Annotated in this window: 11 protein-coding genes; 7 read left to right on the top strand and 4 right to left on the bottom strand. The window is 57.0% G+C overall.

Annotation, left to right across the window (positions count from 1 at the left end; all coding sequences use genetic code 11):
* The first annotated feature begins 100 nt into the window (after positions 1–100).
* Both NB063_RS22455 and NB063_RS22450 read left to right on the top strand, forming a co-directional pair.
* Positions 101–1,204: an FAD:protein FMN transferase gene (locus NB063_RS22455; RefSeq protein ID WP_250931128.1), complete on the top strand. Its 1,104-nt coding sequence runs from the start codon at positions 101–103 to the stop codon at positions 1,202–1,204.
* Between the two features lie 4 nt (positions 1,205–1,208).
* The gene (locus tag NB063_RS22450; RefSeq protein WP_250931127.1) at positions 1,209–1,763 is read left to right on the top strand and encodes a hypothetical protein; all 555 of its coding nucleotides are present in this window, start codon (positions 1,209–1,211) and stop codon (positions 1,761–1,763) included.
* Positions 1,764–2,326: 563 nt separating this feature from the next.
* Here the strand turns inward: NB063_RS22450 and NB063_RS22445 are convergent.
* Positions 2,327–3,832, bottom strand: a complete 1,506-nt coding sequence (locus tag NB063_RS22445; protein WP_250931126.1) for a leucyl aminopeptidase — start codon at positions 3,830–3,832, stop codon at positions 2,327–2,329.
* A 171-nt stretch (positions 3,833–4,003) separates the two neighbouring features.
* A complete protein-coding gene (gene ispH / locus NB063_RS22440; protein ID WP_250931125.1) occupies positions 4,004–4,951 on the bottom strand; it encodes a 4-hydroxy-3-methylbut-2-enyl diphosphate reductase in 948 nt (315 codons plus the stop codon).
* 243 nt (positions 4,952–5,194) lie between these two features.
* Between ispH and hpnC the strand changes: the two genes are divergently transcribed.
* The 5 genes from hpnC to NB063_RS22415 all read left to right on the top strand — a co-directional run bounded on the left by hpnC (position 5,195) and on the right by NB063_RS22415 (position 11,369).
* Positions 5,195–6,163 (top strand): squalene synthase HpnC, encoded by a 969-nt coding sequence (gene hpnC / locus NB063_RS22435; protein ID WP_250931124.1) that lies wholly within the window; start codon positions 5,195–5,197, stop codon positions 6,161–6,163.
* Positions 6,160–7,176, top strand: coding sequence for a phytoene/squalene synthase family protein (locus NB063_RS22430; protein ID WP_250931123.1), 1,017 nt, complete (start codon positions 6,160–6,162; stop codon positions 7,174–7,176). Before hpnC ends, NB063_RS22430 begins: the two co-directional genes overlap by 4 nt.
* Complete coding sequence (hpnE, locus tag NB063_RS22425) at positions 7,173–8,678, top strand: hydroxysqualene dehydroxylase HpnE (protein WP_250931122.1); 1,506 nt, start codon at positions 7,173–7,175, stop codon at positions 8,676–8,678. The genes NB063_RS22430 and hpnE overlap by 4 nt, the downstream gene beginning before the upstream one ends.
* Before the next feature lie 163 nt (positions 8,679–8,841).
* Positions 8,842–10,209 carry a Gfo/Idh/MocA family protein gene (locus NB063_RS22420; RefSeq protein WP_250931121.1) on the top strand — a complete coding sequence of 456 codons (1,368 nt, stop codon included), beginning with the start codon at positions 8,842–8,844 and terminating at the stop codon, positions 10,207–10,209.
* A gap of 230 nt (positions 10,210–10,439) precedes the next feature.
* Positions 10,440–11,369 (top strand): 3'-5' exonuclease, encoded by a 930-nt coding sequence (locus NB063_RS22415; protein ID WP_250931120.1) that lies wholly within the window; start codon positions 10,440–10,442, stop codon positions 11,367–11,369.
* Between the two features lie 69 nt (positions 11,370–11,438).
* Here NB063_RS22415 and NB063_RS22410 read toward each other — a convergent pair whose 3' ends face one another.
* Both NB063_RS22410 and NB063_RS22405 read right to left on the bottom strand, forming a co-directional pair.
* Positions 11,439–13,793, bottom strand: coding sequence for a peptidase (locus NB063_RS22410; protein WP_250931119.1), 2,355 nt, complete (start codon positions 13,791–13,793; stop codon positions 11,439–11,441).
* On the bottom strand, positions 13,793–15,202 hold the full coding sequence (locus NB063_RS22405) for a DUF1501 domain-containing protein (protein ID WP_250931118.1): 1,410 nt from the start codon (positions 15,200–15,202) through the stop codon (positions 13,793–13,795). The genes NB063_RS22410 and NB063_RS22405 overlap by 1 nt, the downstream gene beginning before the upstream one ends.
* Between the last annotated feature and the right edge of the window lie 2 nt (positions 15,203–15,204).

The following is a 15,204-nucleotide window of genomic DNA, read 5'->3' as shown; positions in this document are numbered from 1 at the left end:
GTTCTCGATTCGTCGAAGCCGAACGTGTGGAGCGGTCCGAATCGGATTCGATCGTCCGCCAGGACTGTGAAAGTCAAACGAACGCGTTACAACGGTAGACATGAATCTCCTCGAATTGTCTCACCGTGCGATGGCATGCGATTTCGTCGTGCTGGTGCGTGACGAACAACAAAGAATCGGCCGCCGCTCGGTGGCCGACGTGGTCCTCGACGCACTCGAATCGATCGACGCGATCGAGGATCGGCTCACGATCTATGATGCCAAGAGCGAAATCTCAGCGGTCAATCGATCCGCCGGACGCGGCCCCATCACGGTCTCACCGGACACGTTCGCGGTCTTGCAACACGCCGTCGGACTGAGCGAATGCATGAACGGCGCGTTCGACATCACCGCGGGTCCGCTGATCGACGCGTGGGGATTCACGACCCGAGAAGGCCGCAAACCCTCCACTGCAGAAATCGAGACGGCTCTGAGTCACGTGGGCATCCAACACTTGCGTCTCGATCCCGACCGTCGTACCGCGGAACTGGCCAGGCCGTCAATGCAGATCAACTTGGGCGGGATCGGCAAAGGCGATGCGATCGACCGACTCGCCGATCAATTGCAATCAGCCGGCATTCGCGACTTCCTGATCCACGCTGGACAAAGCAGTGTGTTGGCACGAGGCGATCAGTTTGCACAACCGGACAAGGAACAGGATGACGCCGGGGTCGAATCCGAAGATACCGCTGACTCGCTTCCGCCGCGTGGTTGGAAAGTCGGGATATCGCATCCGACCAAACCCAACCGGCGACTAGCTGGGATTTGGCTACGTGACGCGGCACTGGCAACAAGCGGCAGCGGCAAACAATTCTTTCACCATCGGGGTAAACGTTACGGGCACGTGATCGATCCCCGCACGGGGCAACCTGCCGGCGACTTGCTCTCGCTCAGCGTCGTGACTCCAAACGCGATTGACGCCGACGCGTTGGCGACGGGATTGTTTGTGATGGGACGTGAAAAAGCGAAGCAGTTTTCGCAAGCCACAAGCGGAGACCATTCGCCTGACCTGACCGAGCGGTTCTCGCCCGCTGGTGAAACGTTGCCCCTGATCATGGTGGCGCCGAACCAACGCCAAGACGATGTCGTTATCGAAACGTGCGGCAAATGGGATTGGGCGGATCCGCCAGAGGGTGCGGAAACAGATGACGGCTTGCTATCATGACTGCATGAACGAATCCACTGGCCACCCGCAGCCCGACGCAACGCAAAATTCGATCTCGACTGAACCACCTTCGGTGGATTCGGAAACTCGTGACGATGTCGTATTCGAAAGCCCTCGATCGATCGCCCCGGTCGCGCAGTTGTCCACGCGCGGGTTGTTCCTCGCCCTTGCGGCGGTGTGCTTGTTTCCCCTGATCACGTTGTCGGCCTACGCGATCATTTTTGGAAAAGCGAGCGAACACCAACTCCCCGTGAACGTCATCGTAGACCGACGCCCGCTGCCGACTTTCGATGGCGAAAAACAGATTCTCGAAGACGTGGTGGTGATTGAGAACGAGGCCGATTTTGCGATCCCGAACGTCACCGTGAACCTCAACGGGCAGTACTTTTTGTATCAAGACAAACCGCTCGAGATCGGTGAAACCTTGGTGGTTCGCCAAGCCGCGTTCGCAACCAAGAGCAGCCAAAGATGGGTGCCGGGGCGATATCGTCTGACTGATATCACCGTGACAGGGAAACTGCCATCGGGTGCCCGTGGCGTGACCGAGGTTCAGTACTAAAACCGGACGCACTCAAATCGACGACATGATCGATCGTGCTGAGAGAGAGACTGCCGTCATTTTGTCGCGTACAGAAACCGCGACGGGCGTGTCGTCTCATGGATGACATATAAAAACGTGTTCGGATGATCGAACCTGTGCCCCCAGGCGCCGACCATCCGAACACTGTTAAAAATAACGCAGGAATACCCCACTGGATTTGCCGAGGGTATGAAATCTCGACTCAGTCCTTCCTGCTGCCCACGATTGAATATCGGCTACTCCATACCCCCAGTCGAATTGAAACCGCAAAAACAGGTGCGTTTTGAGCCCCTTTGAGCTCGAAATTGCCCAGCAAATGTGGTTAGGACGACGCGAACCGTCAGACAAGGGGGGAGGCACAACACTGCGGACGACTACTTACCACCCGTGCGCGGTAAGTGTTTTAACTCATCTCGTAGGCTGCGAGAAATCGGATCCCGCCTTGATCAGACCCATGGGCGCCCAACGCGGCCTTCCCCCCGGTCTGATCAGCCGAGATGATTGGTTCGCTTGAGGGGTGATGATCCTTGCCAACCCGGCGTCTACTGTTTGTCGCCGATAAATCGGATCAGCGACCGTACCATTACCCCCGTTGCTCCCGCATCACGCGAAGGCTTGGCCGAATCGACGAACGCGGGTCCCGCGATGTCGATGTGTAGCCATGGCGTGTCTTTGACGAAGTGTTCGAGGAACTTAGCTGCCGTGATCGCGCCGCCCCATCGACCTTCGCCGACGTTCTTAATGTCGGCGACCTTGCTCTTCACCTTGTCGTTGTAGAGCGGGAACATCGGCAGTTGCCACACCGGCTCGCACTCGACTTGAGCTGCCGAGGTGACTTCATCGCAAAGGTCCTGATTATTCGTCATGAAACCGGCAACGTCGTTTCCGAGCGCGACCATGCACGCCCCCGTCAACGTCGCCAGGTCGACGATCACCGAAGGCCCATGTTCAACAGCGACGTCGAGAGTATCGGCGAGAACAACGCGTCCTTCGGCATCCGTGTTGAGGATCTCGATCGTTTTGCCGGACCGCGTCTCGATGACGTCGCCGAGTTTGTAGGAATCACCGCTGATCATATTTTCGGCGAGCCCGCACAAGCCGATCACGTTTCGTTTGATGCCGAGTCGCGCGATCGCCCGCATGACTCCCACGACGGTCGCAGCGCCTGCCATGTCGCACTTCATGTCGACCATCCCGTCGCTTGGCTTGATCGACAAACCGCCGCTATCGAACGTGACCCCTTTGCCCACGATCGCGATCGGGGGTTCCGACCCACCGCCGTTGTGTTTCAAAATCACCAGCCGAGGAGGGCTGGTCGATGCACGTCCGACGGCCAAAATGGCACGGCAACCTTCCGACTCGAGACGATGTTCATCCCAGATCTCACAAGTCAAACCTTCCGCTGCGGCCATCGCGGCGGCTTGGTTAGCGAATTCGGTCGGGTTCATGATTGTCGGTGGCTCGTTAACCAACCGGCGGGTGTGATTCACCGACGAGCCGATTTTTTCACCTACTTCGGCCGCAGACGAGCTGATGCCGACAAAGGTCAAACTTTCGGGAACAAACGTCGACGGTTGGCTTTGATAGAGATGCTGGCCTTCGCACGCGGTCAAAGCTCCCGCCACCAACGCGTCATGATCGTCGGAATCGATCTCGCCACCGACCAAAAATGTGATTTGAGCACGCGATTTGTCGGCGAGCTTGCGGACCACGGTTGCGGAGGCATCCACCACACCACCACGGGTCAACTGCGAAGCACTTCCGAGCGAGGCAACCACCAACATCGGTGCTTGATCGTGGGACGTCGCGACGCAAACGGTTTCGCCAGCGGAACCTGAGATCTCGCCCGAAGCGATGAGTCGGTCAATGGTTTCGACCAGCGATTTGTCTAACGCACCGCGAACTTTCGCATCCAATTCGGCCTGCTTCGACGCCGCATCGGACTCAGACTCTTTTTGAGTTGCGAAAATCACCAGCACTCCCGGCTTCTTGGGGAGTGATTCTGAGGCAGTGATATGGGGCGACGGCATTGGCAGCGGCTCAACCATGTGAAAACTCTCGGTATGCTGGAATCAGGCGGGGAAAGGACGAGAATCGCAGGCTCGTCCAAGATTTTAAGCAACCTACCGGGTTCGCCCCCTGGTCGACTAGCCGAGGCATCGAAAGAGGGCGATACGACGCCAATGGCGGCCACTGACATGCGTTACGGGTCGCTCGATTTAGCCTGCGTTGACCTCTTTCGCGTAGGCTCGCAGCGGTTTGGGCAGCGGGAAGCGAACGTCTTCCTTGCGGACCTCACGCGGTTCGACGGAAGCGTTAAAGGTTGCTTGCAGCCAATCGATCGCGGACTGAACGACCGACTCCGGTGCACTCGCGCCGGCGGTGATCAAGACCGTGTCATCGGCGTTGAACAGTTCTTCCGAAAGATCTTGCGGCCCGTCGACCAAGTACGCTCGTTGCCCCTTCTCGGCGGCGAGTTCTCGCAGTCGTTGGCTGTTGCTGCTGTTCTGGCTGCCGAGAACCACCACCACATCGGCCTCATCGCTGAGTTTGCGAACAGCCTCCTGGCGGTTTTGGGTCGCGTAACAGATATCGTCTTTTGGAGGACTTTCGATTTCGGGAAACCGACTACGAAGCCGCGAGATCACACGATTGGCGTCATCCACGCTCAGCGTTGTCTGGGTCAGATATGCCAATCGGGTGCCGGCCGGAAACTCCAACGCATCGACGCCCGCTTCGTCTTCGACCAACACGATCGCTTCGGGGGCTTCGCCCATCGTGCCGAGCACTTCGTCGTGGCCCTCGTGTCCGATCAAAATGATTGTGTACCCCGCTTTGGCGTATTTGATCGCCTCGAGATGCACTTTCGTGACCAGCGGACAGGTGGCGTCGATCGCGAACAATTCTCGCTCCTTCGCCGCTTGACGAATTTCTGGCGATACCCCGTGAGCGGAAAACATCAGTACGCTGCCCATTGGAACCTCGTCGATCGAGTTCACGAACACGGCACCCTTGCCCTGAAACTCGTTCACCACATGCTGGTTGTGGACGATCTCGTGGTAGACGTAGACCGGCGGTCCGAATTTCTGCAGCGTGAGAGCGAGCGAATCGATCGCCATGTGTACGCCCGCACAGAATCCACGGGGAGCGGCCAAAATGATCTTCATAAAACAGTCAAACGCGTCAGGGACAAAAATGAATAGCAAACAAAGGTTTTTCGCGGGGGCAACTCGAAAGATCGCCGACGCGGTAGAATAACCGCAGACCTGCGGGCCCGTCCAACGGATGATCCTCCTGAGCCATCCGTTTCTCGGTTTTCACGGGTTTTTGTGGCCCACTGCGTACCTCCATCGGCCCCTCGAATTTCCAACATTGGCGTACTTCCCCATTTGGCAGACAACGCAATCCTCGTGAGCCTCCCCCCTCCCGCCACAACCTCAGCTGGACCAACCGTCTCGCAGCTCGCCGCATCGAGGCGGCAGTGCCGAGACATCGCGCGATCTCACTACGAGAATTTTCTGGTCGGCAGCCTGTTGTTACCACGGCGAATGAGGCAACCGTTCTTCGATGTTTACGCGTTCTGCCGGACCGCGGACGATCTGGCCGACGAATCCGAATCGGCCGCGGTGGCGAGTGCATCGCTGGCCAAATATCGCGATTGCCTCGCTCGCATTTACGACGATCAGAATGTGGAGGGGCTGTTCATCGCGCTGGCGGACACGATCCGCCAATTCCGATTGCCGCGACAACCGTTCGACGATCTGCTCGATGCATTTGTGCAAGACCAAACCGTGCACCGCTATCACGACGAAGACTCGCTGCTGAAGTACTGTGCCCGTTCGGCGAACCCTGTCGGGCGATTGGTCCTCGCGATGGGCGAGAGCGACTCGGATGAGAACGTCCGGTTGAGCGACGAAATATGCACGGCATTGCAACTCGCAAATTTTTGGCAAGACGTCGCACGTGACTACGCGATCGGACGAATTTATCTGCCCGCGACAGTCATGACTGATCACGGATTTGACGAGACCTTGATCGAGCAAACCATCAAGACCGGCCAATCCACGCCACGTTGCTTTCGCGACGCGATCGCCTCGCAGTGTGCGCGCACGCGAGAGCGTTTCGAACGAGGCCGCACGTTACCGGCGAAGTTGCCAAAATGGTTAGCCGCCGACATCGAACTGTTCATTCACGGAGGTCTTGCGACGCTTGACGCGATCGAGCGAATCGATTGCGATGTGCTGCGCCGCCGGCCGACGGTCAGTAAAGGTAAACAGGCCTACCTGTTCGCTCGCGCATTACTGCGCAAAGCCTCGCCCGGCGACCGTCAACGAAGAATGGCGAACCACGCCAAAGTAGCAGGTGAGGGAACACCATGAATTCGATCAAACGCAAAGAGGTAGCCAAGAGCTATGCCGCGGTCAAACGAATCTCGCGGCGGAGCGGCAGCAGTTTCTATCGCTCGTTCTGGTTGCTGCCGCGTGAGCAACGTGATGCGATGTCGGCCTTGTACGCGTTCGCACGCGTCACCGATGACCTCGGCGATTGCAACGAACCGATCCTGCTGCGACGTCGGTGGCTGGACTGGTGGCGTCAAACCACCGCAATGAATCTGATCGGCGAAGCCGATGGCGAGCTTCGCCTCGCCGAAGGACTCGAAGAACTGTCGGCAAACACGTCAGTCGACTTAGCCGGGCGGGCCCGCGAAATCATGCCCGCACTGCGTCATGCATCGGACCGTTACTTGATCCCGTCGCGCTATCTTTTGGAAATCGTCGACGGCGTGCTCGCCGATCAACAAAAGAACCGCTTTGACACCTTCGAACAACTCGAACACTACTGTTATCTCGTCGCGTCGGCGGTCGGAATCGCGTGTTTGTATATCTGGGGTTTCCGCTCGCCACTGCCAAAACAAGCGGCTGTCGACTGTGGTCTTGCCTTTCAATTAACCAACATCCTCAGAGACGTTTCCGAAGACGCCTCCCGCGGCCGGATTTACTTGCCACGACAACACTACGAACAACACGGCCTCGACGAAGACGACCTGCTGCACCCGCGTCGTGATGCGCGATTGCGATGTTTGATCCTCGATGAAACCCGCCGCGCTTCGGAACTGTTCGATTCAGGATGGCGAGTCTGGGACTCGCTCGACGATGCCGGGCGACCGATGTTTAGCATGATGTGGAGGACGTACCGGGCGTTGTTGCAACGCATCGCCGAAGACCCTGACGCGATCGTCCAACGCCGCGTTTCACTGGGAATGACGGAGCGAATCGGAATCGTTTCGCGACATTTTGTCGGTCCGCTGTACCGAAGACTGCCGATCCCACCGGTGGAATTCGGACGTGATCCTCGCGATTCGCAAACGGCACCGGCCGAGACGAATCCGTGAGTGACGATCACAGGCAATCCACGCCGCGCTCGCGCGTTGCCATCATCGGCGGCGGCATCGCGGGGTTGTCCGCCGCGATGGCGTTGTCTCGCATCGCATCGCGTGATCCGCAGTCGCCTCGCTTCGAGGTGATCCTATTGGAATCTCGCAAAGCCACTGGCGGCCGCGCCGGCTCGTTTACCGATCCCGTCTCCGGTGCAACGGCAGACTATTGCCAACACGTCGCGATGGGATGCTGTACCAACTTCATCGATTTGATCGACGAAGCCGGCCTAACAGATTGCTTTACACGCTACGACGAACTCAGTTTTTATCATCCGGCGACAGGCATTTCGCCGTTTCGAGCGAACCGGTTCCTACCCGCCCCCTTGCACCTCAACTCCGCGCTATCCGGACTGCGTTACTTAACGTGGAGACAAAAACTGAGCGTTCGTCGCGGCCTGTGGTCGCTGATGCGAACGAGCGAAGCCGATCTGGCTGACGTCACCGCCGCCAGGTGGCTGGCCGATCACGGACAAGACGCAGAAACTCGCCAGCGATTTTGGGATGTGATTCTAGTCAGCGCACTCGGTGATGTTCCCCAACGCGTCTCCATGGCAGCGGCCCGCAAAGTCATGATCGACGGATTTGCCAGCGTCCAAGGAGCCAGCGACGTGTGGGTGCCGAACGAGCCGCTTTCGCAAATATTCGGAGAACGATTGATCTCGGTACTTCGCAAGCGTGGTGTGGATGTGCGGCTCCAAACGTCCGTGCGAAACATCCAAACTCTCGAGCAGTCGTCGTCCTCACCGCGAGCCAGGGTGACGGTGGGAGACGGAGAATGCCTCGACGTCGACCATGTGATTTTGGCAACGTCATGGCGTGCCGCATCGCGATTGATTGATGCGATCACCGTTCGTGATGAACCCGAAACAGTCGGATCTTGGCAACGATCACTCGCCGACACACTCGGGTCGGTTTTGCAGTCGCCCATTACCGGGTTGCACCTGTGGTTTGATCGCAGTTTAACGACCCACCGCCACGTCGTGATGGTGGGCACGACAGCACATTGGTTGTTTCATCACGGACTCGATCCCCAAAACCCCGCTGCGGGTCACTATCATCAAATCGTCATTAGCGGCCGACATCGGCTGAGCGACGAACCAAAGGAGATCTTGATCGACCAGGTCATTGACGAACTGCGTCAGGCGTTTCCCAACGCGAACGATGCCGTGCTTCTGAATTCGCGAGTGGTGACGGACCCCGCCGCCGTCTACAGTGTGACGCCGGCCTTCGACACGCAACGCCCGGTGACGCAAACGCCTCTCCCGTGGTTGCACCTCGCGGGCGATTACGTGCAAACGGGCTGGCCCGGGACGATGGAAGGGGCCACGATCAGCGGTCGGCTAGCCGCAGAGTCGGTACTGGGCCAATTCAACGATGACGGGACACCAGCAGCCTTCTCATGCGTATTACCAGGTCTGCAGCGAAGATGGCTTGCAAGACTTTGCATCCGCGACTGACTCTCCAAAACGTCATCAGAACATCGCGTCTGCTATTGCGAATAGAATGGGATGGGACCGTTCGACGTGATCGGATTGTGTCGCAGAGAAACCTGGCGTTCGCCCGCAATCCTTCGCGCCATCGACAGTCCTGCCCTCCCTCCCCACCTCCCAGAGCTCAGCCATGTCCTCCCAGTCCAACCCCAACTCCATCTCGCCTTCGGAAAAGCACAACAGCCGTCGGAATTTTCTTCAAAACGGTATCGCTTCCACAGCAGCGACTGCCGCGACGCTTTCCGTTTCGTCGCGACTAGCCGCCGACGATCAGCTTGCGGTACACACATCCGAATCAACTCCCTCGGATTCACGTGAACCGATTCGCATGGCATTGATCGGGTGCGGCGGACGCGGCACGGGCGCGTTGAACGATTCGATGTCCATCAACGACAACGTCAAACTGGTTGCACTCGCCGATCTCAAATTGCAAAAGTGCGAGAACACTCGCCGGGCGATGAGCGGTCGTCATGGAGCGAAAGTCGACGTCGCGGACAATAAGATGTACGAAGGTCTCGACGCTTACAAACGGATCCTCGAAGACCCCGACGTCGATCTCGTGTTGCTCACCACGTCACCGGGTTTCCGGCCCTATCACATTGCCGAAGCCGTTGATGCCGGCAAGCATGTTTTCGCCGAAAAACCGACTTGCGTTGACCCGGCGGGCTTTCGAATTTGCTTGGCCGCGCACGATCGTGCGGTCGCCAATGGAACGGCTATCGTGACGGGGACGCAATACCGCCGACAAACCAACTATGTTCAAGCCGTTGAACAAATCCGCAGCGGTGCGATCGGCGATATCGTCAGTGCGACGACGCGATATTGCTCCAATTCCATTTGGTTCAAGAATCGCCAACCGGGAATGAGCGAACTGGATTATCAACTCGATAACTGGATGCATTTCATTTGGTTGTCAGGCGACCAAATCACCGAGCAAGCGGTCCACAACATCGACACGCTCAACTGGATTATGGGCTCGCCCCCCGAAACGGCATACGGTTCGGGAGGTCGATTCACGCGCCCCGAAACCAGCGAAATGTGGGATAGCATGTCGATCGATTATCAATATCCTGGCGATCGCATCCTCTCGTTCATGTGTCGACAAATCCCACGTACAAAAGGCGATAACGGAAGCGTGATCTATGGCACCGAGGCGACCATGCACATCGCCGCGATGAGCGGTGGCTCGCGGATCGTCGATCGCAAAGGCAATGAGGTTTGGTCGGCCAAGGGGAGCATCTCGGACGCTTACCGACAAGAACACAAAGACCTTGTCGATTCGATTGTCACTGGCAAACCGATCGTCGAATTGAAGGATACCGCCGAAAGTTCACTGACCGCCGTGATGGGGCGACTGGCGGCCTACACCGGTCAACGAGTGACGTGGGATTTCGTAACCGAAAAATCAAAACTCAATCTCTTTCCCAAAAACCTGGATGCCGACAGTTTTCCACCGTCTTCCGGACATGCCATTCCCGGCCAGACACCCTTGGTATGAGCCCGTCTGCTTGCGAGACCTAGCTTCCAAACGCAACTGTAAAACGGCGGAGAAGAAATGTTTTCCGCCTTTCGCGCTCGCTCGATTCACCCCAATGCCACCGTCGTTTTCAATCGATTGCGGTGTATCGGCATCGGATGGCGTCGGGTCCGTTTTGGATCGACCCAAATATGCTAGGATTTGCTTGCATAAGTAATTCCGTGTGGGTTGAATCCGAGGAATCGAATCCGATGAGTGATGCCGTTGCCCATTTAATTTTCGACGTGGAGAGCATCGCCGATGGGGAGCTCATCTCCGCGGTTCGCTATCCCGACGAAAAATTGACTCCCGATGAGGCGATTGCCAAATACCAAGCCGAACGATTGGAACAAACCGGATCGACGTTCATTCCGCACACCTTCATGGTTCCGATTTCGGTCGTGATTGCGAAGGTCACGGCTGACTTTCGTCTCCTCGATATCAAATCGCTCGACGAACCGCACTTCCGCCCGCATGTCATGACCAAGCACTTCTGGCACGGCTGGGAGGTCTACAACATGCCGCAGTGGGTGACTTTCAACGGACGATCGTTTGACATCCCATTGATGGAACTCGCGGCGTTCCGATTCGGGTTGTCGGTGCCAAAATGGTTCGATGACAGTGGATACAAATCTCGCCGCAATCGATTTAGCACGGGATCGCATCTCGATTTGCAAGAACTGCTGACTAACTTCTCAGCCGCACGTTTTAACGGCGGGCTCAACCTAGCCGCCCAATCTTTGGGTAAACCCGGCAAGATGGGGCTCAGCGGTGATCAAGTCCAAGCCTATTATGACCGCGGTGATCTCAAAGCGATCAGCGACTACTGCCGCTGCGACGTGCTCGATACGTACTTTGTATTTCTGCGCTGCATGGTGATGACTGGTCGCTTGAGTCTCGCCGATGAAACCAAACTCATCCAACAGGCGCGAGAATGGATCGAGTGTCAGGCACAGACTTGCCAAGCCTGTTCGGACTACATGGACCACTGGTCAGAGTGGAAAAACCCCTGGCAACCCGATGAAGACGAGGCACTCGCCGCCGCAACCGTTCTGCCAACAGAGCACGAAACGGATGCTCCACCGGCACCACCGCAGGCTTCGGAAGAGAAACCCGCCAAAAAAGACGAGGCTGCGACTTAGCCGTGTAAAAAAACGTGTTATTGAAAGGGCATATCGTGCACCTGCGATCATCTCGCAGCCCGTACATCCTCAGCGATTTTTCGAAATTTCAAACGGCATCGCAGGCAGATAACCGTAGCTATTTCGTCTCGGCGTGGGCGCAGGATTGTCTTCGGTCGGCTTGGCGGTGACTTCCTTGTAGACGCTCAGCAGCAGATTGCCTCGGTCGCCCGGTTTGAATTGCTTGTCCTCGGCAATCGATTCATTGTCGACGACTAGCTCAATGGCATAGTTTCCGGTGCGTGTCTTGACCACCTTCGCGGTGATTCCGCTGATCGGGTCGGCGACATCCACAAAGATGATCTCCGGATCAAAATTCTTTGAGTCTGGAATGATCGGTATCCAAGCTTTCTCGCTCAAATTTAACGTGACGGAGGTTGCTGATGCTCCATAGTCAAACGGCATCCGCGCCCCCTTCTTCCCATCGATCACGACGTTCCAGTTCTCGACCGGAACGAGATGATGCCAAATGAACGCTTGCATCATGTTTTCCGCAGGGACTGCGGGCCGAATCAATCCGGGGCCGCGGCGTCCACCTCGCGGCTGCCCCTGCATTTCCAATTGGATCGGATCTTTATTCCGGTTGACCTTCATCGACGCAGCCACTGAAAGCGTCATGGCAACATGATCAACGCTTCCTGGAATGACATTTCCATCGATCCGAAAACCATCGGGTGGGTCCACCAGCGACACTTCAATATCGCCAGCGAATCCGTCTTGTCGCATTGCAAAAACGTCGATCGGAACGCTCTGGCCGGGCTTGGCGATGATGTTCGACGGCGTGACACGGAGTTCATAAGACGGTTGAGGTTTCTGCAGCGAAATCCGATAGGTGAACTCGCTACCCCCGTCATACTGCGCATTACTAATATGCAAGTAGTGTTCACGGCCTCCCGCCAATGTTGTCGACAAATGGGAATCCGCATGGTGAGTCTGCAACGCCTGTGTCAGGTCTTCGTAGTCGTCATTGAATGCAACTTCCTTGCCGTCGGCATCGGTCAATCGCAGCATCGAATCGAGTGGTGAACCGAGCCGTCGGGCCGCTACCTCGGCGACCAGGCGTCCACCGCCTTCGATCTTGTAGACGTCTTCATCGCCGGGATAGTTAATGCGTCCATTGATGGTACGAGGAACCGTAATGGTCTGTGCGTCTTTGTGTGTGTTGTTGGGTTCTTGATCGAACACCTCGGGCCAATACCCGATTTGCAGCGGAAATTGGATTCCCACGCCACCCGATTGCACCATCCTGCATTGCATGACGGGGCGATGGCGATTGCGGCTCATCGTTGTCACCGCCAGCCGGTTGTTGCTGAGATTCCAGCCGCGAACTTGGATCGTTTGTTCTGAATCAACAGGAGCACCGAGCGGAAAGATGCCGGTCACAAACGGGATCTCACCGACCGTCAATCGGTACACAAAATCTTCACGGCCACGATACAATGAGTCGCGAATTTCGATGATATAGCGACCGTCCTCAGGCACCTCGAAGTACATCACCGGATCCTGCCGGAATTGGAACGAATCCGAATAGCTGACTTCGTGGCCGTCCTTATCCGTCAACCGCAGCACCGCTTGGAACCATCCCGGGACCGCGTCTGCCAGATACGGGATCACCTCTCTCGCGTCCGCTTGGATCACCAACTTCATGCCCTTACGCGCAAAGAACGCGAAACGATCTGTCTCGCCGGGCATCACTTGGCCATTGATCACGGTCGGCAATGTTTCCACGACGTCGTCGATTTTATCAACAACACTCGCGATCTCGCTCGGAGGTGACTCACGCACTTCGCGCCATCGGCCAATATGCAACCACAACGGATTCGAAATCGACGCCCCATCGATCAGTCGCAGTTCGCGTTTGCCGAGCCGTGCGTCGGCATCCACCGTCATCTTGATGCGAACGGTTTCGTCGAGTTGTTCGTTGGGTTGTCGTTTTGGATCTCGATCACGCTTGCGATAGATTTCCATCTCATGCAGCTGCGTCTCAGTGACTCCGGCGTACACCGCCACTTCCGCTTTGCTAGGACTTTTGCCGCCCTCGGACTTCATCTCGGCCGCCAACTTAACTTCGGCTTCGCGTAGTTTTCGATTCAGTTGGGTGAACTCACCCCGGGCCATCGGTTTGTACCAATCCAAGATCTCGATCGTGACGCCATCGCCGGAGATAAAAAAATCATCGGCGTTCTTTAAAAACTGGCCACCCAAAACAATCTCACATGACATGCCCCGCTCACATCCCGCAGGATAGGCATAGGCAAGATGCGGCCCACGGTCGCGACGTTGTTGAGCGTGCGCCGTGCTGGCAAAACCCGCGACTGCGATTGAGAACACGAGCAGCGAGATTCCAAACGCACGAAAATCTCGGGCAGGGTACTGCGTCTTCATCAGATGAGCTCCGTTAATCGTCCACCACTTTCCAACCCCTCATCTTTCCCTGGCGTCGCTCGTACGAATTCGCCCATCGGGTGAGGAAGACTCGCTTCGGGATCGATCCCTAGCAGTTCATACATCGTGCCGATCAAATCACCCGGGTAAACCGGCCTGTTCTTGACCGTTTCACCTCGTGAATCAGACTCACCAAGGATTTGGCCGCCTTTGAATCCGCCGCCGGCGATCAGACTCGAGAAACAAGCACCAAAGTGATGCCGTCCACCGTTCCATGGTGACTCCATCGCAACCTTGGGGCTGCGTCCGAATTCACCAATACACCACACGATCGTATCGTCGAGCATGCCACGATCACTCAGGTCAGCGATCAACGTTCCGAGTCCGCGATCCAGGTCAGGCAACTTGCGTCGCATCGAAGCGAAGTGGTCTTTGTGTGTGTCCCATCCACCGTGATTGATCGTAACGAACTTCGACCCGTTCTCGATCAGCCGGCGTGCGGCGAGGCAGGATTGGCCGAATTTCGTCCGCCCGTATCGGTCTCGCATTTCCCCGGGTTCCTGGTCGAGATCGAAGACGCGGCCGGCGTCACCGACTATCAAATCGTACGCCTCGTTCCGAGCACCGGCCGCCAGCTGCAACGCCGCGTTGTCCCCGACAACCTTTCCAAGCGAATTGAGTCGACCGAGCAACTCGCGTCGTTGCCGTTGTTGATTGTCCGAAAGATCTTTGCTGATGATCCCTTCCACTTCGAACCGCCGAGCATTGGGATCCCCGCCGGTGGCGAAGGGTTTGTATCGAATCCCCATAAAGCCGGCTTCGGAGAATCGTCCCATCGGTTCGGTTAAAACGATGTACGGTGGGATCAACCGCTCGGCACCTTTTTGATCGTCACTGTTTGATTTGTCGTCTTCAGGAAAACCTTTAAACGCGGTAACCACCGCCCCCGCGGCCGGATACACGAGGCGTCCCGGCATCCGCCCCGTCTGTGTCAGATACGACGCCGTCTCGTGACCGTTCTGTCCGTGCGTCATGCTGCGAATCAAGGAATACTTGTCTGCGACCTTTGCCAATTCGGGTAGCAATTCGCCGATGCGTATTCCGCTCACGTTCGTTTCAATCGGATGGCTCAGCGGCCCGGTGTAGTCGCTGCCCGAATCCGGTTTGGGATCAAACGTGTCGGTATGCGTCGGTCCACCGGACAGCCAAACCTGAATCACCGCTTTTGCCTTGGGAGCCTTGGCTTCGACCGCTTTGCCTTGTTTCGCAGCCTCCACCCTTGCGATGTCGGCGGCGGCAAGTCGCGAGGCGATCGCCCATCCGGCACCGGACAACACACCGCTATGCATCATTTGCCGTCGAGTCAAAGAGAGCCCGCACGTGGCGTGGTCGCTGTAATAGTGACGCATCG

The sequence above is a fragment of the Aporhodopirellula aestuarii genome, from assembly GCF_023701485.1.
In the GTDB taxonomy this organism is placed as follows: Bacteria; Planctomycetota; Planctomycetia; order Pirellulales; family Pirellulaceae; genus Rhodopirellula; species Rhodopirellula aestuarii.
The sequence above is the reverse complement of the archived record's forward strand: the minus strand, read 5'-3'. Positions and strand labels throughout refer to the sequence as shown.